General features: G+C 64.9%; 19 protein-coding genes. 5 read left to right on the forward strand and 14 right to left on the reverse strand.

The window, feature by feature from the left end; all coding sequences use genetic code 11:
* Positions 1-365 precede the first annotated feature (365 nt).
* From V7E26_RS18275 to V7E26_RS18290, 4 genes are all read right to left on the reverse strand, one after another.
* On the reverse strand, positions 366-659 hold the full coding sequence (locus tag V7E26_RS18275; protein ID WP_324418559.1) for a hypothetical protein: 294 nt from the start codon (positions 657-659) through the stop codon (positions 366-368).
* A gap of 28 nt (positions 660-687) precedes the next feature.
* A complete protein-coding gene (locus tag V7E26_RS18280) occupies positions 688-1,299 on the reverse strand; it encodes a hypothetical protein (protein ID WP_324418561.1) in 612 nt (203 codons plus the stop codon).
* A gap of 96 nt (positions 1,300-1,395) precedes the next feature.
* Positions 1,396-1,641 (reverse strand): hypothetical protein, encoded by a 246-nt coding sequence (locus V7E26_RS18285; protein ID WP_324418563.1) that lies wholly within the window; start codon positions 1,639-1,641, stop codon positions 1,396-1,398.
* 299 nt (positions 1,642-1,940) lie between these two features.
* On the reverse strand, positions 1,941-5,684 hold the full coding sequence (locus tag V7E26_RS18290; RefSeq protein WP_324418565.1) for a vitamin B12-dependent ribonucleotide reductase: 3,744 nt from the start codon (positions 5,682-5,684) through the stop codon (positions 1,941-1,943).
* 786 nt (positions 5,685-6,470) lie between these two features.
* On the opposite strand from V7E26_RS18290, the gene V7E26_RS18295 reads away from it, so the two are divergent.
* Together V7E26_RS18295 and V7E26_RS18300 are read left to right on the forward strand one after the other, a co-directional pair.
* Positions 6,471-7,367 carry a DMT family transporter gene (locus tag V7E26_RS18295; protein ID WP_324418568.1) on the forward strand — a complete coding sequence of 299 codons (897 nt, stop codon included), beginning with the start codon at positions 6,471-6,473 and terminating at the stop codon, positions 7,365-7,367.
* Between the two features lie 115 nt (positions 7,368-7,482).
* The gene (locus V7E26_RS18300) at positions 7,483-8,547 is read left to right on the forward strand and encodes a ketopantoate reductase family protein (RefSeq protein WP_324418570.1); all 1,065 of its coding nucleotides are present in this window, start codon (positions 7,483-7,485) and stop codon (positions 8,545-8,547) included.
* 18 nt (positions 8,548-8,565) lie between these two features.
* Here V7E26_RS18300 and V7E26_RS18305 read toward each other — a convergent pair whose 3' ends face one another.
* The 3 genes from V7E26_RS18305 to V7E26_RS18315 all read right to left on the reverse strand — a co-directional run bounded on the left by V7E26_RS18305 (position 8,566) and on the right by V7E26_RS18315 (position 11,646).
* A complete protein-coding gene (locus V7E26_RS18305) occupies positions 8,566-8,904 on the reverse strand; it encodes an HNH endonuclease (protein WP_324418572.1) in 339 nt (112 codons plus the stop codon).
* A 96-nt stretch (positions 8,905-9,000) separates the two neighbouring features.
* Positions 9,001-11,235 carry a CHASE3 domain-containing protein gene (locus V7E26_RS18310; protein WP_324418574.1) on the reverse strand — a complete coding sequence of 745 codons (2,235 nt, stop codon included), beginning with the start codon at positions 11,233-11,235 and terminating at the stop codon, positions 9,001-9,003.
* Between the two features lie 36 nt (positions 11,236-11,271).
* Complete coding sequence (locus V7E26_RS18315) at positions 11,272-11,646, reverse strand: response regulator (protein WP_324418611.1); 375 nt, start codon at positions 11,644-11,646, stop codon at positions 11,272-11,274.
* 178 nt (positions 11,647-11,824) lie between these two features.
* Here V7E26_RS18315 and V7E26_RS18320 point away from each other — a divergent pair, with 178 nt between their 5' ends.
* On the forward strand, positions 11,825-12,715 hold the full coding sequence (locus tag V7E26_RS18320; RefSeq protein WP_442893424.1) for a DMT family transporter: 891 nt from the start codon (positions 11,825-11,827) through the stop codon (positions 12,713-12,715).
* 59 nt (positions 12,716-12,774) lie between these two features.
* Here the strand turns inward: V7E26_RS18320 and V7E26_RS18325 are convergent, their stop codons facing one another.
* Entirely contained in the window at positions 12,775-13,467 is a 693-nt protein-coding gene (locus V7E26_RS18325) for a BA14K family protein (protein ID WP_324418578.1), read from the reverse strand.
* Between the two features lie 270 nt (positions 13,468-13,737).
* Between V7E26_RS18325 and V7E26_RS18330 the strand changes: the two genes are divergently transcribed.
* A complete protein-coding gene (locus tag V7E26_RS18330) occupies positions 13,738-14,148 on the forward strand; it encodes an NADH:ubiquinone oxidoreductase subunit NDUFA12 (RefSeq protein ID WP_324418580.1) in 411 nt (136 codons plus the stop codon).
* A gap of 478 nt (positions 14,149-14,626) precedes the next feature.
* Here V7E26_RS18330 and V7E26_RS18335 read toward each other — a convergent pair whose 3' ends face one another.
* Positions 14,627-15,331 carry a DJ-1/PfpI family protein gene (locus tag V7E26_RS18335; RefSeq protein ID WP_324418582.1) on the reverse strand — a complete coding sequence of 235 codons (705 nt, stop codon included), beginning with the start codon at positions 15,329-15,331 and terminating at the stop codon, positions 14,627-14,629.
* Positions 15,332-15,461: 130 nt separating this feature from the next.
* Between V7E26_RS18335 and V7E26_RS18340 the strand changes: the two genes are divergently transcribed.
* A complete protein-coding gene (locus V7E26_RS18340) occupies positions 15,462-16,400 on the forward strand; it encodes a GlxA family transcriptional regulator (RefSeq protein WP_324418584.1) in 939 nt (312 codons plus the stop codon).
* Positions 16,401-16,405: 5 nt separating this feature from the next.
* Here the strand turns inward: V7E26_RS18340 and V7E26_RS18345 are convergent, their stop codons facing one another.
* The 5 genes from V7E26_RS18345 to V7E26_RS18365 form a co-directional block, all read right to left on the reverse strand.
* Positions 16,406-17,293, reverse strand: coding sequence for a hypothetical protein (locus V7E26_RS18345; RefSeq protein WP_324418586.1), 888 nt, complete (start codon positions 17,291-17,293; stop codon positions 16,406-16,408).
* 173 nt (positions 17,294-17,466) lie between these two features.
* Positions 17,467-17,763, reverse strand: a complete 297-nt coding sequence (locus V7E26_RS18350) for a hypothetical protein (protein ID WP_324418588.1) — start codon at positions 17,761-17,763, stop codon at positions 17,467-17,469.
* A gap of 182 nt (positions 17,764-17,945) precedes the next feature.
* The gene (locus V7E26_RS18355) at positions 17,946-19,166 is read right to left on the reverse strand and encodes a citrate transporter (protein ID WP_324418590.1); all 1,221 of its coding nucleotides are present in this window, start codon (positions 19,164-19,166) and stop codon (positions 17,946-17,948) included.
* Between the two features lie 39 nt (positions 19,167-19,205).
* Entirely contained in the window at positions 19,206-20,153 is a 948-nt protein-coding gene (locus V7E26_RS18360) for an alpha/beta hydrolase (protein ID WP_324418592.1), read from the reverse strand.
* A gap of 40 nt (positions 20,154-20,193) precedes the next feature.
* Positions 20,194-20,973: an SDR family NAD(P)-dependent oxidoreductase gene (locus V7E26_RS18365; protein WP_324418594.1), complete on the reverse strand. Its 780-nt coding sequence runs from the start codon at positions 20,971-20,973 to the stop codon at positions 20,194-20,196.
* Positions 20,974-21,238: the final 265 nt, after the last annotated feature.

Genomic DNA, 21,238 nt, shown 5'->3' on the forward strand with positions numbered 1-21,238 from the left:
CATCGCGGCCGTGGCAAATGCTCGTTGCCGAAAGATTCTCACACTCTGAGGAGCGTCGCGAAGCGATGCGTCTCGAAGGATGTAGGCCACAGACGGGCCTGCATGGTTCGCCCGGCGAAGCGAAGCATCGTCCGGAGACGCGCTTCGCGCTCCTCACCATGAGGTCCAAATAGCTACGGCGAGGAGGCGACGGGTCACGGGTGGTCCCGATCGCAAACAAGCGGCGCTTCTTGGAGGTGACCGGCGACGTGCTGGAACACGTCGACCCCATTTTCTTCGGAGATACTAAGACAGCCGCCTTTAAGGCTCTCGGGATCAACTGAGCCTTGATGGGTAAGCCGAGCTGAGCCAGCCGCAATGCTGAATCAGCCGGCCGCGATCTCGGCGCATCGCTGGCGGGCGTAGTCCCAGGCCGAAAACTTGACGGGCGCGCCCTCGGGGCCGTCGGAAACGATGAAGGGATCTTCCCCAAACGCGGTGTAGCTCTGGAATAGGTCGTCCGCCGTCATGCCCGGCTTGAAGGCGTCGGTCAGGTAACCGTCGACGATGGATTGGCAGGCCATGACCGCTTCTTCCGGCGTCGCGAAGACGCCGTGCTTCACGCGTTCGGATTCGTCCTGGTAGTGGAAGTTGTCGTCGATCAGGACTTGGTAGGCCATTGCTGTGCCGTCCTCCTTGCAAGTCGCTTCACATTGAGGGCGGGTCCGGCGTCCATCCCTGATTCAGGACGAATTTCGCGAACTGGGACCTTCGTCCGGAGTGCTTGTCGATCCAGGCGATATTCCCGCCCCAGGACGAGATCTCGGGTTTCAGTTCTCCCGGCGGTTGGGGGAAGGAGGCGGTAAGGCGGTCACTTCTGAAGGCTGCCGCGCATTTCGCCAAGAAAATCGAGACGACCGCGCGATACTTCTTTGCCGCGGATCGTGCGTCCTGATCTGTCTCCGCTCTTTCGGACCAGCGCTTTTGGGCCGGTCCCTTTTTCAGGGGGAATTCAGGTCCTTCCTTGAATCGCGGAGTCCCATCCTCGTCATACGTGCCCGAGGTGCTTCCGCCGTGAAAATGCCCCTTGCCCATCAAAGTCGCCCCCGAAGCTTTTGACCTGCATTGTGGATTGAATCTCTCCAGCGGCACAGTCGACTTTCGACCGTTCGAGAAAAACCCGCCAAAATGGCGGGTTTCCATGATCGCGGGCGTGTGTCCCTTGCTGCATGTCCGAGTCGTTGAGATCGCAGCGCGTCGCCGGACGTCGATGAAGAAGGCGGTCTGATTGCCGCTTTGCTGCGCCCGGTTCGCGGACACGGAAATCACTCCGACCGGCAGGTTGCCGCCGAACTTCCTGACCTGGGACGAAGGGGAAATTTGTCCAGACGAAATCGCCAGGCGCGAAGGGCCTGGTCATAGGGAAGTGAACATCCTCAGCCGGTCCTGGTAATCGTCTTCCGACTCCCCTGGGACGCGGTCCATTTCGTAATGTTCCAGGCTGAAGGGCGGCATTTCGGGCGAAGCATCCTGGAAGAGACTGATGTACTCGGCATGACGATGCACCAGGCTTTCGACCAGCGTCGGCACGTCGATTCTGTCGAGTGCGGCGGTCCGCTTGGCGGCTTCGTAGGCCTCGTCGCTGATTTCGATCGTATGCATCAGTTCGCTGCTGCTCCGGGAATTCCGTTGTCAAATATAAGCAACGTTGCCCGGCAGTGGAAGCCCTTCGCCCAAAGTCAGCCTGAATGGCTTGTGTCTGTGCGATGTCATGCTCCAAGAAGCGCTATCTGCATCTCAGCGTCGATTCATGTTTCGTTCGGTTGGCCGGTTCGCGGCGAAGCCGAAGCCCGCCGCGAACCTTTCTCGTTTCACCCGGCACCGGCGGTGCCGAGTAGATCGCCTACGAAAGCAGGGGACGCATTAGTAGAGGGCGCGCTATTATGAGCCCCAGCGCAAGCTCACGAACACCCCGTCGTGCTGCCACACGTATCGCACTTCATGCAGGTCCCGTTCCGCACCAGCGTGAAGTTGCCGCACTCCGAGCACATCTCGCCTTCGTAGCCCTTGGCCTTGGCTTCGGCGCGGCGTTCGGCCTTGGACGGGGCGACGGCGACTGCGGCGCTGCCGGCCTTGCTCCACTGCAGCGCTTCCAGCCGTTCGGTCGGCGAGAGGTCGTGGCTGGCTTCCTGCTTTAGCGCTACCGCACCTTCGTGGGCGTCGGAGGCGCGGGCGCTGGCGCCGTGGGAGGCGATCGCGGTGACGTTGCCCGAGCCGCGGGCATCGACGTCGCCGCCGCGCATCACCACCAGATTATCCGTGCGCGAGCGGGTCAGGCCCTTGGACAGATATTTTGACGCGTGGTGGCCGTCGCCCGGCTCCTTGCCTTCCTCGACGCCCTTGCCGAGCGCGTCGAAATTCGACTCGGTGGGATCGACATGGGCGAGGTCGAAGCGCGACATGTAGCTGACCGCGAGCTCGCGGAAGACATAGTCGAGGATCGAGGTCGCGTACTTGATGCTGTCGTTGCCCTGCACCGGGCCCGCCGGCTCGAAGCGGGTGAAGGTGAAGGCGTCGACATATTCCTCCAGCGGCACGCCGTATTGCAGGCCGAGCGAGACGGCGATCGCGAAGTTGTTGATGAAGGAGCGCAGCGCCGCGCCTTCCTTGTGCATGTCGATGAAGATTTCGCCGAGACGGCCGTCGTCATATTCGCCGGTGCGCAGATAGACCTTGTGGCCGCCGACCACAGCCTTCTGTGTGTAGCCCTTGCGGCGATCCGGCATCTTCTCGCGCTCGCGCATCACGACGATGCGCTCGACCAGCTTCTCGACGATCTTCTCCGAGACCTGGGCGGCACGCGCGGCCATCGGCTTGTCGTAGAGCGCCTCGACCGCATCGTCCTCGTCGTCATCATCGCTGATGAGCTGCGAGTTGAGCGGCTGCGAGAGCTTCGAGCCGTCGCGGTAGAGCGCGTTGGCCTTCAGCGCGAGCTTCCAGGACAACAGATACGCCGACTTGCAGTCGTCCACCGTGGCGTCGTTCGGCATGTTGATGGTTTTCGAGATCGCGCCCGAGATGAACGGCTGCGACGCCGCCATCATGCGGATGTGGCTCTCGACCGAGAGATAGCGCTTGCCGATCTTGCCGCAGGGGTTGGCGCAGTCGAACACCGCGTAATGTTCGGCCTTGAGGTGGGGCGCGCCCTCGACGGTCATCGCGCCGCAGATGTGCACGTTGGCCGCCTCGATCTCGCGCTTGGTGAAGCCGATGGCCGAGAGCAGGTCGAAGCCGGGGGCCGCGATCACTTCTGAGGGCACGCCGAGCGCTTCGCGCAGGAAGTCTTCGCCAAAGGTCCACTTGTTGAAGGCGAACTTGATGTCGAACGCGGTCGGCAGCGCCTTCTCGACCTTGGCCAGCGCTTCGTCGGTGAAGCCCTTTGCCTTCAGCGTGGTGGCATTGATGCCGGGCGCGTTGGAAAGCGAGCCGTGGCCGACGGCGTAGGCCTCGATCTCGGCGATATCGGCCTCGCGGTAGCCGAGCGCGCGCAGCGCCGCGGGCACAGCCTGGTTGATGATCTTGAAGTAGCCACCGCCGGCGAGCTTCTTGAACTTCACCAGCGCGAAGTCAGGCTCGATGCCGGTGGTGTCGCAATCCATCACGAGGCCGATGGTGCCGGTCGGCGCCACCACCGTGGTCTGCGCGTTGCGGTAGCCGTTGGTCTCGCCGAGCGACAGCGCGTCGTCCCAGGCCCTGGTCGCATGTCCGACGAGATCGGCCTGCGGGCACGAGGCGTGGTCGAGCGGCACCGGGTTGACGCTGAGCGACTCATAGCCTGTTGCGTTGCCGTGCGCGGCGCGGCGGTGGTTGCGGATCACGCGCAGCATGTGCGCCGCGTTCTTCTTGTAGCCGGGGAAGGTGCCGAGCTCGGCCGCCATCTCGGCCGAGGTCTTGTAGGCGATGCCGGTCATGACAGCGGTCAGCACGCCGCACAGCGAGCGGCCTTCCTTGGAGTCGTAGGGCAGTCCCATGGTCATCAGCAGGCCGCCGATGTTGGCGAAGCCGAGGCCGAGCGTGCGGAACTCGTAGGAGAGTTCGGCGATCGCCTTCGACGGGAACTGCGCCATCATGACGGAGATTTCCAGCACGATGGTCCAGAGCCGGCAGAGGTGCTCGTAGGACTCGATGTCGAACCGCTTGGTGGCCGTGTTGTAGAACGTCAGCAGGTTGGCGGAGGCGAGGTTACACGCGGTGTCGTCGAGGAACATGTATTCCGAGCACGGGTTCGACGCGCGGATGTCGCCGGACGCCTTGCAGGTGTGCCAGTCGTTCATCGTGGTGTTGAAGTGCAGGCCGGGATCGGCGGAGGCCCAGGCGGCGTAGCCGATCTTCTCCCAGAGCTCCCGGGCCTTCATCGTCTTGGTGATCTTCTTGTTGGTGCGGCCGATCAGGCTCCAGTCGCCGTCGGTCTCGACCGCGCGCAGGAAATCGTCCTTCAGCGAGACCGAGTTGTTGGAGTTCTGGCCGGAAACCGTGAGGTAGGCCTCCGAATCCCAGTCGGTGTCGTAGATCGGGAAGTCGATGTCCTTGTAGCCTTGCTTGGCGAACTGGATGACGCGCTTGATATAGTTGTCGGGCACCAGCGCGCGGCGTGCCAACTTGATTTCACGGCGCAGGGCAGGGTTCTTTTCCGGATCGAAGCAGTCGTCGCCCGAACCCTCGCAGTTCACGCAGGCCTTCAGCACGGCCTTGAGGTGCTTCTGGTTGATCTTGGAGCCGGTGACAAGGGCGGCGACCTTCTGCTCCTCCTTCACCTTCCAGTCGATATAGGTCTCGATATCGGGGTGATCGGCGTCGACCACGACCATCTTGGCCGCGCGGCGCGTGGTGCCGCCGCTCTTGATGGCGCCCGCCGCGCGGTCGCCGATCTTGAGGAAGCTCATCAGGCCCGACGAGCGGCCGCCGCCGGACAGGCGCTCGCCTTCGCCGCGCAGGCGCGAGAAGTTGGAGCCGGTGCCGGAGCCGTATTTGAACAGGCGCGCCTCGCGGACCCAGAGGTCCATGATGCCGCCCTCGTTGACGAGGTCGTCACCGACGCCCTGGATGAAGCAGGCGTGCGGCTGCGGATGCTCGTAGGCCGACTTCGATTTCGTCATCTTGCCGGTGAAGGGGTCGACGTAATGGTGGCCCTGGCCGGGACCATCGATGCCGTAGGCCCAGTGCAGCCCGGTGTTGAACCATTGCGGCGAGTTCGGCGCGACCATCTGCTTGGCGAGCTGATAGCGCAGCTCGTCGTAGAACGCCTGCGCGTCTTCATCCGACGAGAAGTAGTTGCCCTTCCAGCCCCAATAGGTCCAGCAGCCGGCGAGGCGGTCGAACACCTGCTTGGCCGAGGTCTCGCCGACATAGCGCTCGGATTCGGGAAGCTGCGCCAGCGCCTCGGTGTCGGGCACCGAGCGCCACAGGAACGACGGCACGCTCTCTTCCTCGACCTTCTTCAGGCGCGCGGCGACGCCGGCTTTCCGGAAATACTTCTGCGCCAGAACGTCGGAGGCGACCTGCGACCAGAACTCCGGCACTTCGACATTTTCCAGGCGGAACACGATCGAGCCGTCGGGGTTGCGGATCTCCGATGTGGTCAGCCGAAAGCCGAGCTCCGCATAGGGAGACTGGCCGGAAGTGGTGTTGCGCCGCTCGATTCGCATTTTTCGTGCCCCGTATTGCCGGTCCGCTTTGTTGCGGTTGCCGGATGTTTCAGTGAGCGAACCTCCCGCCCCGAAGTCGCTGACCTCGGTGCCTTGATTCGCAAGCTCTACCGGTGAACCCGGCCCTGTTTCTGTTTTCGCCACCCCAGGGGTTCGTCCCGCCTAATGAGCGAGGCCAACCCCATTCCCGTCTTCCCGAGCCTGACAGGAAACGCCGCCTACCCAGTCGGCCTCCGCACCATGCTCGAACTCAACGCCGCAAACCGTCGCCTGAGCCATTCGGCTCGTTATTTGGGCCCCGGATCACCCCTGATTTCGGGCAGACAAGCCCTCGACCCGTGCCTCAACCGGCTGACGGAGTGCTCGTTCGGAACCCGTTTGGGAGTGATCGGCGGGACCCTGAACTCAACTCGCGCCGTCTGGAAGCAAGGCTAGGCCAAACCCGTCGGGCCCGTCAAGGACTAGTACGGGTTCCCTAATCAAACACTAAATATGGTGGAAAGGATGGGAAAACAGGGGTCAATACCGCGCCTGTGATGGACGCAACTATCGGTGAGTCCTCAGGGATTCCCAAGGGAAAAAATTTGTTCTTACCCGTGTGGAAAGCGGCTTCGCCCGCTGTTCACAGGGCAGGTATTTTTTCGCCCCGCGGGGTTGCACCTCCGAGACTCACCTGGGGCCACGGGGGAGGGAGGGCTGGCATGTCCGCGCACCCGTGGTCGCGGTGCCCGATAACCGGCAAAGTGCGGCCGATTCCCACCCTTGTCCTTACCCTTGCCGGGTTCCATGACAGAATCAAAACTGACCGCGCCGGCGCGGATTGCGCCCGCAGGCCTCATGTTCCTCGCCATCACCTCGGTGGGCTGGGGGTTCAACTGGCCTGTGACGAAGTTCCTGCTGAGCGAACTGCCGCCGCTGACCCTGCGCGGCACCACCGGCGTGATCGGCGCGACGCTGCTGGCGTTGCTGGCGCTGGCGCGCTCGCAGAGTCTCAGGGTCGAGCGGCATCTCTGGCCGCGGCTGATGCTGTTGGCGCTGCTCAACGTCACCGGATGGATGGTGCTGATGGGGCTGGCGCTCTTGTGGCTACCGGCGAGCGAGGCGGCGCTGATCGCCTACACCATGCCGGTGTGGGCCTCGCTGCTGGCCTGGCCGGTGCTCGGCGAGCGGCCGACGTGGTTGCGCACCGTGGCGCTGGTGATGGCATTCGCAGGGCTCGCCGCCATCATGGGCGGCAACGGCATCTCGGCCACGACCGAGAAACTGCCGGGCATCGTGATGGCGCTGGGCGGCGCGGTCGGCTTCGCGCTCGGCACGGTGCTGGCGAAGAAGCTGCCGGTGCCGCTGCCGCCGATCCCGGCCGCCGCCTGGCAGATCGGGCTCGGCTGCTTCCCGATCGTGCTCCTGGGGATCGCCTTCGAGACCACGCATCTGGAGAGGGTGACGACGCTCGGCTGGTGGCTGATCCTCTATTCCACGGTGATCCAGTTCTGCATCGCCTATGTCAGCTGGTTCGCCGCGCTGGCGCGGCTGCCGGCATCGGTCGCGGCAATCGGCACCATGGCGGTGCCGGTGATCGGCGTCGTCGCGTCGGCGATCGCGCTCGGCGAGCCGCTCGGGCCGGTCCAGATCGTGGCGCTGCTGTTCACGCTCGCCGGCGTCGTGCTGGCGACAAGGTCGTGAAGTCCTCCTGTCCGATTGTAATGCCTCCCGCTTTGCAGTAGGCATCGGGGCGGGCAATGCTGGCATAATGAGTGCCAGGCCTGACGGACCCGGCATCATCGGTGAAAGAGAGAGCATGGCACGCAACATTCTGATCCTCGGGGCTTCCTACGGCTCCCTGCTGGGGACCAAGCTTCTGATGGCCGGTCACAACGTGACGCTGGTGTGCCGGAGCAAGACGGCCGAGCTCATCAACCGCGACGGCACCGAGGTTCGCATCAAGCTGCGCGACGAGGCGGTGCACCGCGCGATCTTCTCGCGCGATCTGCCCGGCAAGCTCGACGCCGTCACGCCGCAGAACGTCGACATCTCCCGCTACGACCTGGTCGGCCTTGCGATGCAGGAGCCGCAATACACCAACCACACGATCCGCGTGCTGATGGTCAAGATCGCCGCGGCGAAGCTGCCGTGCCTGTCGATCATGAACATGCCGCCGCTGCCGTATCTGAAGCGGATCCCGGCACTGGCGGACATGGACCTCGAGGAAGCCTACACCAACGCCCGGGTCTGGGAGCGCTTCGAGCCGGGGCTGGTCTCGCTGTGCTCGCCCGATCCGCAGGCGTTCCGTCCGCCGGAGGAGGCGGCGAACGTGCTGCATGTCGGGCTGCCCACCAACTTCAAGGCGGCGATCTTCGAGGACGAGGCGCACAGCAAGCTGCTGCGCGAGCTGGAGGCTTCCATCGACGCGGTGACGCTCGACGGCCACGACGTGCCCGTGAAGCTCAAGGTGTTCGACTCCCTGTTCGTGCCGCTGGCCAAATGGTCGATGCTGCTGACCGGCAATTACCGCTGCATCACGCCGCATGAGCCGCAGTCGATCCGCGACGCCGTGCACGGCGATCTAAAACTGTCGCAGTCGATCTACGAACATGTCGACGGCATCGCCCGTCGCCTCGGCGCCGACCCGGCCGACCAGGTGCCGTTCGGCAAATATGCCAAGGCGGCGGAGAGCCTGCTCAAGCCGTCCTCGGCGGCCCGCGCGGTCGCCAGCGGCGCGCCGTTCATCGAGCGCGTCGATCTGCTGGTCAAGCTGATCTCGCATCAGCTCGGCGCGCCCAGCGCCGAGATCGACCGCACCGTCGACACCGTCGACCAGAAGCTGAACGAGAAGATCGTGGCGGGCGGATCGGGGGCGCAGTGAGAGGGGCGCCCTTGCAGGTCACGCCTCCATGCCGATCTGTTTCACCAGTTCGGGAATGAGCTGCCTGAGCTTCCCGTGACTGATAACCGGCGACGCGGCGATCTCGGCGAGCCGCCGTTCGACGTCGGGCCATTGCCCGGTCTCGCGCGGATCGGCGTCGCCCTTGGCGAGGTTGCAGGGGTAGCAGGCCAGCACGCGGTTGATCCTGCCGTTCCGGCCACCCTTCGAGAGCGGGATGAAATGGTCGATGCTGGCCCTGACCTTGCCGCCCGTCTTCATCCGGGAAAGCGCCACGTCGCAATAAGCGCACCGTCCGCCCCAATCGAAAAAGAGGCGCTTGTAGATCACGTCGGCCATCAGCGTTGACTCTTCCTGCGAATCCCTTCGCTCATAGTTTCATACCTCCAGTCCGCACGGAAGACGGCGTCGCAAGAAGAGGCGAAGCCTTCCTGTTCACTCCGACAGCGCGCGGCGGACCATGTTCGCCAGTTGCGATTTTCGGTACGGCTTGGTCAAGAGCAGCACCCCGGGATCGAGGCGACCCTGGTGCACGATCGCGTTGTCGGTATAGCCTGATGTATACAGCACCTTGACGCCGGGCCGGCGCTTGCTGGCCTGCTCGGCGAGCTGACGGCCGGTCATGCCGCCGGGCATGATGACGTCGGTGAACAACAGGTCGAACGTCTTGCCGTCCTCGATCAGCGTCAGCGCCGCCGGGCCGTTGGCGGCCGCGATCGTCCGGTAGCCGAGGCTCTGCAACTGGGCGATGACGAAGTTGCGCACCAGCGCGTCGTCTTCCACCACCAGGATGGTCTCGTTGCCCTGCGGCAGCGCGGGTGCCGCCGCCGGCGCCGTCTCGACCGGGCCGCGCGCCGGCGGCAGATAGAGCCTGATCGTGGTGCCGTGGCCGACCTCGCTGTAGATCCGGATGTGCCCGCCGGATTGCTTGACGAAACCGTAGACCATGCTCAGACCGAGACCCGAGCCCTTGCCGACCTCCTTGGTGGTGAAGAACGGCTCGAACACCTTGTCCAGCACGTCCTGCGGCATGCCGGCACCGTTGTCGCTGACAGCGAGCATCACATAGGGGCCGGGCCTGGCGTCAGGGTTCGCCTGCGCATAGGCCTCATCGAGCACGACGTTGCGAGTTTCCAGCAGCAGCTTGCCGCCGTTCGGCATGGCGTCGCGGGCGTTGATCGCCATGTTGAGCAGGGAGTTGGCGAGCTGCGAGGCGTCGATATGGGCGACCGCCGCTTGCTGCTCGAGGATCGAGTCGACCTCGATCTGCTCGCCGAGGGTCGGACGCAGCAGCTTGGCGATATCGAGCACGGTAGCGTTGATATCGACATTGCGCGGCTGCAGCGGCTGGCGGCGCGCGAAGGCCAAGAGGTGCTGGATCAATTCGCTGCAGCGTTCCGCCGCCTGGTCGATCAGCTCGGCGGTCTTCCGCAATCCCGGATGGTGGGCGAGACTTGCGACCAGCGTCTCGGTGGTGCCGGTGATCACGGTCAGCATGTTGTTGAAGTCGTGCGCGACGCCGCCGGTGAGCTTGCCGATGGCGTCGAGCTTCTGCGATTGCAGCAGCTTGTGCTCGGTTTCGCGCGAGGCGGTGGCGTCGTGATAGACCAGTGCCGCGCCGCTGATGGCGCCCGAGCCATCGCGCAGCGGGCGGCCGCTAATCAGGAGATGCACGGGCGGGCTGCCGCTGACCGGGCGCACCACCATCTCGCTGACGTCGAAGGTTTCGCCACGCAACGCGCGCGAGGCGGGCATGTCCCGGACCAATAGCGGCGTGACGCCGTCGGCATGGAAGACCGTGCTGAGCGATCGCAACAGTTCGACCGTCATGCCCGGTCGGTAATGCAGCATCTTCTCGGCGGCGGGGTTGGAGAGCAGCACCTCTCCCTTGGCGTCGATGACGAGCACCGCTTCCGCCATGCTGTGAAAGGTGCTGCGCAGCACGGCCGCCGAAAGCCTGAGTTCATCATGGGCTGCGACCAGATGCTCGGTGCGCTCGGCGACCGCAGCCTCCAGCGCCTCGTTGGTCGCCTTGCTGGCGCTGAGCGAATCCTGCAATTCCCGGCGCGAGCGGCGGGCCGACAGCGTCAGAAGCGTGGCGAGAACCAGGATCAGCAGGACGCCCGCAAGATCGATCGCCAGCAGAAACCTGCCGTTGGTCTCGGACGCGGCACGCCTGACCGCCAGCAGCCGGCGCTCCTCCGCGACCGCCTGTTCCAGGTTACCGGCGATCGCGGCGGTGGCGGCGCGATCCTCCCGGCCGACCAGCGCCGCGACCGCTTCGGTGTCGCCGGCAGTCCGGAGCCTGATCAATTCGCCATGGACGGCGATCTGACGCTCCACCAGCGCCTTGGTGTGCTCGATCAATTGCCTTTCGGTGGGATTGTCCCTGACCGCTTCGATCAGGGCCGCCAGCGCCGGCACGATGGCATCGCTGGCCTCGCTATATTCGCGGGCGAATTCCTGATCGCCGTTGATCGCAAAAGCGCGCGCCGCGCTCTCCGCGCGCCGCAGCAGCGGGCGCATATCGGAGATCTTGCTGAGTATTCCTAGCGCGCGGTCCACGGACTCGGTGTCGGACCGCGACTTGAGGTCGAGACCGATCGAGGCGGCGCCGATGACAAGAAGGATCGCGAGGCCGATTCCAAGAATGATACGCTGGGAAGGCATTGCTTGCTATTTCGAGTCGCGCGTGGACGCTTCTGGTTAGGTGATGCATTGGTTGACCGAGGTCAACAGCGCGTCCGGCGTAAATGGCTTGCGCAGGCAGCATGCCGCGCCGAGTTCGATGGTCATGCGCAGGAAATCCGGTGCGCGTTCACCATTGGCGAACGCGTAACCCGACATCGCGATGATCGGCGTGTCCGGCCTGCGCTCGTGGAACATCCGGATCGATTCGAAACCACGCATGTGCGGCATGAACACGTCGATCAGCATGACGTCGAAATCGCACGTTTCGAGCGCGCGCATTCCGGCCTCACCACCGTCGGCGACGGTGACCTCGAACCCCTTGCGCGTCAGACAGGCCTCGATGGCTACGCAGACCATCGGGTCGTCATCGACCACGAGAACGCGCGGCACGATGCTTCCTTCTCCCTGGGCGGCGGTCAGACGACCCCCATCCCACGCGACGATTAAGTCGAAACGCCGACAAGTCGTCTGTATGCTAGAGTGCACATAAAAGTTGCCGAGGGCAATTCCGTTTCGTTGTGTCAGAACGAGAACAGATTTCACTTCCGGTTCCGGATCCAGGCCTGCCATGTCACCGATCAAACATGCGGAACGTAGTTTGGCCTTCGGGCTTTTCCTGCTTGCGGTCACGTCGGTGGGGTGGGGCCTCAGCTTCCCGATCATGAAACACTTGCTTACCGAATGGCCGCCGCTGTCCTCGCGCGGCCTGGCCGGTGTCGCCGGCGGCTCGACGCTGGCGCTGGTTGCGCTAGCACGCGGCGAGAGATTGAGCGTGCCGCGGGCGATGTGGTCGCGCCTGCTGCTGGTCTCCGCGTTGTCGATCAGCGGCTGGGTCGCCTTCATGGGGCTGGCGCTGCTGTGGCTCAGGGCGAGCGAAGCCGCCTTGCTCGGGATAACGATCCCGGTTTGGGTGGCGTTCCTGGCGTGGCCAATCCTGGGTGAGCGGCTGTCGTTTCTTCGGGCGGCGTCGCTGACAATAGCGCTTGCAGGGATCGTCGTGCTGCTTGGCGGCAATGGTTTCGAGGCCAGCGTCGAAAAACTGCCGGGCATCGCGCTGGCATTGGTGGCTGCGATCGGCGTCGGGCTCGGCATCGTGCTGACCAAGCATTTTCCTCTGGCGACGCCGCCGCTTTCGCTCGCCGCATGGCAGGTCGGGCTCGGCTGCCTGCCTGTGGCGATCGTTGGCCTTGCGGTCGAGCAACCGCACCTTGCGGCGCTGTCGTGGATCGGCTGGGCGTCACTTGTCAGTATGACGCTGATCCAGTTCTGCCTCTGTTACGTCTGCTGGTTTGCCGCGCTCGAGCGGTTGCCGGCGGCAACGGCGTCGATCGGAACCCTGCTGGTCCCCGTCGTCGCCGTGCTGGCGGCGGCGGCGGTGCTGCACGAGCCGCTCGGCCTGCGCGAGATCGCAGCGCTGGTGATCACGCTCGGCGGCGTCGCTATGGCGCTGCGGTCCTGATCTGAAACGAAAGGGCGGCGCACCGAAATGCGCCGCCCTTCGTGGCTCACGAGATCGTGTTATTCCGCCGGGCAGGGATGCCGCTGTCCGTCATAGCCGAGATAGGTGCCTGACGCCGGGTCGTAGGATTTGTAGCGCTGCATGCAGTACGCCACGGCATCGTCGCCGGCCGGGGGCGCCACGGCGACCACGCTGCTGTCGTCATAGTAATAAGAGTCATCGTAGTAGCCCGGGCTGCCGTAATAGCCGTAGGCTGACCCGATGCCGGCGCCGACTGCGAAGCCCGGCCAGAAGCCGCCGCCGCGGTGATGGTGACGATGGCCACCATGCCAGCCGCCGCCGGACCAGTTGCCCCGGTTGCCGGTCGCGACGGCTACGCCGCCAGCACCCGGACCCGGGCGGAAACCCGCTCTCGGGCCGGTCGCGAAGCGGTCGCCAGCCATCGAAGGCGCGCCGGCTCTGACGCCGGCGGCACTGTTGGCCGCCATGCCGCCGCCTCTGAACCCGCCACCGGCGCCAATCGCCGCACCACCACCGCCGCCTCTAAATCCGCCGCCGCCAATTGCCGCGCCGCCACCGCCGCCGCCTCTAAAGCCGCCACCGCCACCCATTGCTGCGCCGCCGCCACCACCGCCGCCACGGGCTGCAGCGGCACCGCCGCCGCCACCTCTATCCTGCGCCTGGGCAGCGCTGAAGCTTGCGGCCACCAGCGCCATCGCTGCCGCAGTACTCAAAACCTTTAGACTGATCATTGTCGGCTCCATTTCCGGGAATACAGGGGGCCTAACCCCCCTACGGGACGTAGGTTCCGGAGTCCTCGCATCGATTGCGGGCACGCTCAGCCTGCGCGGCCGGAACTGTATGCGGCATGAACGGAATGCGCCGATTCCGCGGCCATGCGCCGGACGCTATCGGGCAGGCCCACACCGCCCCGGGAGAGGCTGAATGCCGGCGCCTGTCTGGACAATCGTGCCGGCGGATGGCATCAGAGCGGCACGTTTTTCTCGAACCGGCCGAATCCCATGAAGCAGTTTTTGCTGAAGTTTTTCACCTGGTGGAGCGGCCAGACCTTCGGCACGCAATTGTGGACCTGGCGGTTCGGCGAGCTCGTCGGCAAGGACGAGCAGGGCAACCTCTACTACCGCACCAAGGGCGGCAAGATCGACCCGACGCTCGGCTTCGAGCGGCGCTGGGTGATCTATAATGGCTATGCCGAGGCGAGCCGCGTGCCGCCGTCATGGCATGGCTGGCTGCATCACACTGTCGATGTCGCGCCGACCGAAGAGAGCTACACCCCGCGCGAATGGGAAAAGCCGCATCAGCCGAACCCGACCGGCACGCCTGCGGCCTATCGTCCTTCCGGCTCGACGCTGGCCAGCGGCCGCCGTCCCAAGGCAACCGGCGACTATCAGGCCTGGACACCGGGAAGCTGACGACGCGCGGTCACCGCCGCGCTGGCGTGGCGGTCGCCGTTGCATGCGCTTTGGCTTACAACCATCCCTGTGAATAGCGGGATCAGCGGGGACATAGACTGGCGGCGACTTGTGCTGTCCGCGATATCGCGGCTCAATGGGGACATCCTGCGGAGATGGGAAACCATCGCGTCGGTGTCGGGCTCCAGTCGCGACTGCCCCGATTTGCAGCGGTCACCGAGTAGAACACCGCCGGGAAATAGGCCCCTGGCGCGGAAGTTCTGAAATCGCCCGCTAATGTGTGACTGCCGTAGGACAGGAAAGGCCGTCTGGGTAACCAGGCGGCCTTTTTCTTCGTGTGCTGGTTTGCATGTCCCGGACGCGACGCGGCGCGAAGTGCCGCGACGCAGAGCCGGGACCCAGACGATCGGTATTGGGTCCCGGCTCTGCGGTGCAGCGTTGCACGCATCCGGGACACGAAAACGAATGCAGCTTTGCGTTACTCCAGCCTTGCCGCGGCGCGGTCGATCATCTCGGCGCGGCGGACCTGCGCCGGGGCGATCCGGTCCTTCATGAAGGCCAGCACGTCCGCCGGTGCGGTATCGGGCGAGCCGGAGTTGAACGGCGGCGCGGGATTGTATTCGAGGCGGAGCTGGATCGCTTCCGCGGTCTTTTGATCGTGAAGCAATGAGACCAGTGTCAGCGCAAAATCGATGCCGGCGGTGACGCCGCCGCCGGTGACGCGGTTGCGGTCGACGCAGACCCGCGTCCTGGTCGGGATCGCACCGAACGCGTTCAGGAAATCCATCGCCGTCCAGTGCGTCGCCGCGCGGTAACCCTTGAGGAGGCCGGCGGCGCCGAGCACCAGCGAGCCTGTGCAGACCGAGGTGATGTATTTGGCGCCGGGCGCCTGCTTGCGCAGGAAGGCCAGCATCTCCTCGTCGTTGATCATGTCGTCGGTGCCGAACCCGCCGGGCACGCAGATGACGTCGAGCTGCGGGCAGTCGGCAAAGGTCGTGGTCGGCGTCAGCACCAGCACGGAGTCGCTCGTAACAGGTTCGATCCGCTTCCAGATCAGGTGCACCTGCGCGCCCGGCAGGCTGGAAAACACCTGCAGCGGACCGGTGAAGTCGAGCTGGGTGACGCGCGGAAACAGCACAAGACCGATCTGCAGCGGCGTAGCGGTTGGAGACGGCGCGGACATCGTGACCTCCGGAAGATTTGCCTTGACGGAAGGCATCCTGCCATGGTCGCTTCGTGTCAGAAATGGCAAATATCCCTCATTTCAGGACATGGGCCAAAATGACGCTTGAAGCTCTCGACGGACCGGCATCATGATCGGCGTTCTCGTCTTTCCGGATTTCCAGTTGCTCGACGCGGCCGGGCCGATTTCGGCCTTCGAGATTGCGGCGCGCTTTGCCGAGGGCGCGCCGGCGATCCGTGTGCTGGCGGTGACGCCGGGCCCGGTGCGCTCATCGTCGGGCGTCGAGATTGTCGCGCGCGGATTGAAATCGGCAGCCGCGATCACGACGCTGATCGTCGCGGGCGGTGAGGGCGTGCGCGAAGCGGCGAGGTGCGAGACGACGCTCGGCTTCGTGCGCGCGGTCGCGAAGCGCGGCATCCGCATCGCCAGCGTCTGCTCCGGAGCCTATGTCCTCGCGGAAGCCGGCCTGCTCGATGGCCGCCGCGCCACCACGCACTGGCAGCGCACGCGGCATTTCGTGAAGGCCTATCCGCAGGTGAAGCTGGAGGCGGACCGCATCTTCGTGCGCGATGGCGATGTCTGGACCTCGGCGGGCATATCGGCCGGCATCGACCTGTCGCTGGCGATGATCGCCGAGGACTATGGCGACGGGATCGCGCAGCAAACCGCCAAGCAGCTCGTGCTCTATCACCGCCGCGGCGGCGGCCAGTCGCAATTCTCCTCGCTATTGGAGCTGAAGGCGCCAAACGGCCGCTTCGGGCCGCTGCTGGCCTGGGCTCGCGAAAACCTCGATGCGCCGCTGACGGTCGAGGATCTTGCCGAGCAGGCCGGCATGAGCTCGCGGCATTTCACCCGTGCCTTCATGGCGGAGACCGGCACCACGCCATCCAAGGCGGTGGAGCGCCTGCGCATCGAGGTGGCGCGGCAGCGCGTGCAATCCTCCAGCGAAGCGATCGAGCGCGTCGCGCAGAGCACAGGGTTTCGCGATCCGGAGCGGATGCGCCGCGCCTTCATCCGCGCCTTCGGCCAGCCGCCGCAATCACTGCGGCGTGCGGCGCGGGCGGGGTAGGCGGCTCAGGCCACGTCGGCCTGCGCGCTCGGCTGCTGCTGGTCTGACAGCAATGCGTCGAGATCGACGAGCTGCGGATCGTCGTCCTGCGGTTCGCCGTTCTGGCCGGCGCTGCCGTGAAGATGCATCAGGGTCTGCACGCGACGGGCGTTGAGGTGATCGACATGCTGGTGCTGCAGCGCGATCGGCAGCAGCGCCTTGGGCAGCCCGACCACGGCAAAGGCCGCGACACGGCGCACCTCGTCGCCTTCGCGCCAGCGCAGCGGATGCAGCGTATAGATCAGTTGCCGATCGACTTCCGTCGAGGCCAGCTGTTCGGATTCCGACAGCGTGATGCTGGCAAGGTTGGCGTTGCCGGCGCGGGTGCGCACCGCGGCGGAGCGCAACTCCCAGCAGATCAGGTCGGTCGCCGCGCGGACCTCGCTGCGCACAGCATCCACGCTGCTGGAAAATCGCGTGGCTTCCGGGATCGACAGGTCGCTCCCGGTGACGGCATCGACCAGCGCCGCGGCGCCGGATTCGAATCCAGGTGCAGCCTGTTCGATTGCCGTCGCCATCGCCTCGATCTGGTCGGCGAGTGTGTCGCGGTCGCGCTGGGCCTTGGCATCGGCAAGCGCGCGCTCGGCGGAAGCCACCTGGTCGTCGACCTCCACCAGTTCGGCGCGCAGCGTCTTGGCGCGGTCTTCGACCGCGCGCATGCTGGCTTCGGCGCGATCAAGTCGGGAATTGTTGGCACCGGCGACCGCCAGCTGTTCGGCAGCCGTGCGCTTTTCGGCAAGTTCCGCATCGGTGACGCTGAGCCGCTCGGCCAGCTTCCGCCGCGCCGTGAGCTTGTCTTTCAGCGCGACCTCGAAGCGCTCGATCGGGCTGAGTTCGCGCTTGAAGAATAACATGGCGGTTCCTCGCGAGGTTGCGGCCATCCGCCAGAATCACCTGGCAGATTCGTTTGCGTGCCAGAACTAGTGCGAAACTTGGATAACATTGCGGCCTGAGTCGGTACAGTTGCGATGGCCGGGATAAACCGGCCACCGCATTTGTGCGGATATGCTGAACCGCGCGCTGCGAATCAGTGCCGCTTCAGGAAGATGCGCCCGCTCTGGATGTTCTGCGCGGCATGGATGCGGGCGCGCTCCAGCGGGGTGATGACCCCGCCGCTCGCCAGCGCCTTGTTCTTCAAGTTCTGGACGCGCTGCTGACCTTTCTGCAGCTTCAGCGCTTCGTTGAAGGACAGGTCGCCCTGCTGGATACCCTTGAAGATGCGGTGCTGCTGGGCGTTCTGGCGTGCGTCGATCAATGGCGTCGCGGCAAAGCTCGTGGCCGAGGTGACGGCCAGAACCAGCGAAGCAAGAATGATAGTCCTCATCACGATTCTCCTTTGCGTTACTGCCGCGGCGGCGACGGCACCATGCCGGCGCTCGATCCCGCGAGCACGCACAGGATGCGCGACACGCGCTCCTCGTGAATGTGCGCGTCGTCACGAAATATCGTTTAGTTACATAGGTTTAATGAGGTCGAAGATGAATGGATCTTCAGAATTGACCCCACCTAATGCGGCGCGTCGGGATGCCAGCCGAGCACCGCCAGCATCACGAAAAACCCGACGACATAGGCCAGCGCCACCGGCCAGCCCTGGGAGACCCAGCGGCCGACGGACTTGGCCTCCGGGTACATGTTCGACAGCGCAACGCCCGCGGACGAGCCGAACCAGATCATCGATCCGCCGAAGCCGACCGCATAGGCGAGATAGCCCCAGTCGTAGCCGCCCTGCTTGAGCGCAAGTGCGGTCAGCGGAATGTTGTCGAACACGGCGGAGACGAAGCCGAGGCCGAGCGCGGTCGGCCAGGATGCGGCCGGCAGTTTCTCGACCGGCATCAGTGACGCCGCAGTGACGAGTGCAAGCAGGAAGATCGTACCCTTGAAGGTTTCCGGCATCACCTTCCAGTCCGGCGCGCGCCATCTCGCCGTCAGCAGGATCACCGCCCAGACCGCGATGCCGAGCACCGGAACCGCATCGAGCAACGCGGGGAATTTCAGATTGGCGGTGATGTTGGCGGCGAGTGCGGCGAGCAGGATGGCGGCGACGATGCAGACCCTCGCCGGATCGATCTTCAGCCCTTTGGACGGATCCTTCTGGATCGGCGAGTAGCGCTGCTGCTGGATCGAGGCCGGCACGGCAAAGATCAGCATCGCGACCACAGCCGCGACATAGGCTTCGACCACGGCGAGCGGGCTGACGCCGTCGATCCACATCATCGTCGTCGTGGTGTCGCCGACGACGCTGCCGGAGCCACCGGCATTCGAGGCGGCGACGATCGCGGCGAGATAGCCGATATGGACCTTGCCGCCGTAGACGTGCCGCGCCACGGTGCCGCCGATCAGGGCGGCGGCGATGTTGTCGAGGAAGCTCGAGAGCACGAACACCAGTACGAGCAGGACAACGCCGCCTTTCCAGTCGTCCGGCAGCAGCGCCGGCATCTCATCCGGAATCCGGCTTTCCTCGAAATGCCGGGACAGCAGCGCAAACCCCATCAGCAGCAGGAACAGATTGGCCAGCGTGACCCATTCATGCGCCATGTGATGGCCAAGGCCGGCGATTCCAGCACCATGCTTGAAGCCGGTGAAAACCAGCTTGTAGACGATGATCGCCGCAAGCCCGGTCAGAGCAACCTGAAGCGTCTTGTGATGGAACAGCGCGACCCCGAGCAGCGTCAGCGCGAACAGGATAAAGTCGACGGGAATTCCGAATACAAGGATGGGGTCGATCATCACGGCCTCGAAGACGCTTGAGGGAAAGATGTTCCAGCGCTATTTCAGCGCCTTCAGCCATGCGGCGATTTCGCTGACGGCGACGTTGGCCTGGTTCAACAGCTTGCCCATGGTGAAGAAGCCGTGGAACTGGCCGGGGAAGTGCCGGTAGGTGACGGGCACGCCGGCTTCCTTCAGCCGCGCGGCATATTCGGCGCCCTCGTCGCGCAGGGGATCGGCGCCCGCGGTCAGGACATAGGCCGGCGGCAATCCTGCGAAGGATTTGGCGCGGGCAGGCGAGGCCTTCCAGTGATCGATGTCGGCGGTGCTGCCCAGATAATGGTTGCAGAACCATTTGATCACGGAGTGCGTCAGCAGAATGCTGGTCTCGGGCTCGCTGTGCGAGGGGTGTTTCATTGCAAAGTCGGTGGCGGGATAGACCAGCACCTGGCCGGCGAGCTTCGGGCCGTCGCCATCGCGCGCGGCCAGCGCCACCACGGCAGCAAGATTGCCGCCGGCACTGTCGCCGCCGACCAGCAGGTGTTCGGCGTCGATGCCGAACTGGCCGGCATTGGCCGCTATCCATTTGGTCGCGGTGATGGCGTCGTCGGCGGCTGCGGGATATTTGTGCTCGGGCGCCAGGCGGTAGTCGACCGAGATGACGATCAGTTCGCCCTCATGGGCAAGCTTCTGGCAGACCACCTCATGGGTATCGAGATCGCCGATCACCCAGCCGCCGCCGTGAAAGAAAACGAGGCACGGCGCCAGTCCCGCATTCCTGCGCAGCGTCTTCGGCGTGTAGATGCGCGCGGGAAGCGTGCCATGCGGCGCAGGGATCGCGAGCGGCTTGTTCGATTCAAGCGCCGGCGGCTCGGGATTGGCGACGACGCGGGCCGCCCGATAGTACTCGCGCGCTTCCGGCGCGGTCAGCGTCTCATAGGCGGGACGGCCCGCGTCCTGGAAAGCCTTGTAGACGGCGGCGGCATCGGGATCGAGCGTGACGGGCATGATTTCAGGAGACCTCTGTTTTCGGAATGACGATTGCGCGTTACGCAGCAGTGCGGCCGCCGTCGACGGTGTAGGCGGAGCCGGAGACGTAGCTCGCTTCATCGGAAGCAAGGAACGCCACGATGGAGGCGACTTCGGAGGCGAGGCCGAGCCGCCGCGCCGGGATCCGGTCGACGACCTTGTCATTCGGGGGCGGCTCGTTGCCGGGATTGCGGCCCTGCAGGATCGTGCTCAGCATCCGGCTGTCGATCAGGCCCGGGCAAACGCAATTCACCCGCACCCCGGTGCCGGTGCATTCCCAGGCGGCGCTCTTGGTCAGCCCGATCACCGCGTGCTTGCTGGCGCTGTAGACCGCGATCATCGGCGATCCCATCAGGCCGGCGATCGAGGCGGTATTGATGATGCTGCCCCTGTTCTGCTTCAGCATCACCGGCAACACGTGCTTCATGCCGAGAAAGACGCCGACCACGTTGACGTCGAGCACGCGGCGAAAGCTTTCCAGCGGATATTGCGGGATCGGCTTGATGTCGCCCTCAATGCCGGCGTTGTTGTAGAACGCGTCGATCGTGCCGAACCGGTCGACGGCCGCGCAGATATATTCCGCGACTTCGTCTTCCTGGGTGACGTCGGCGGCAACGGCCAGCGCCTCGGCGGAGGCGGGCAGGCCGCTGATGGCAGCCTGGAGGTCGTCTTTCCGGCGGTCGACCGCGACAATCCTTGCGCCGCGTTCGGCCAGCAGGCGAAGGGTCGCGGTTCCAATGACGCCGGCCGCGCCGGTCACGACGGCAACCCGGCCGTCGAGGCGAATTCGATCTGGCATGTCCTGGGGTTTCCTCTGGCTTGTCCGGTTGTTCCGGATTTTGGTGGTTCTCGCGCGCGACCGCGCGACGAGGGCAACTATTTCATCTGAAACGGGGCATGGCTAGATCAGGCGACGCCTGTCTGGAAACCAATGGAGGCCTTTCGGGATCCGGATTCCATGCGGCCGGAAGGGGGCAAACCGCCCTTTCCCCGCCGTATTCGCCGTGTTAACCGGGAAGGACGCGAGCGGCGGATAAGTCTGTACTATGTCGCGAGCCCGATTC

The organism is Bradyrhizobium sp., assembly GCF_036735945.1.
Lineage (GTDB): Bacteria > Pseudomonadota > Alphaproteobacteria > Rhizobiales > Xanthobacteraceae > Bradyrhizobium.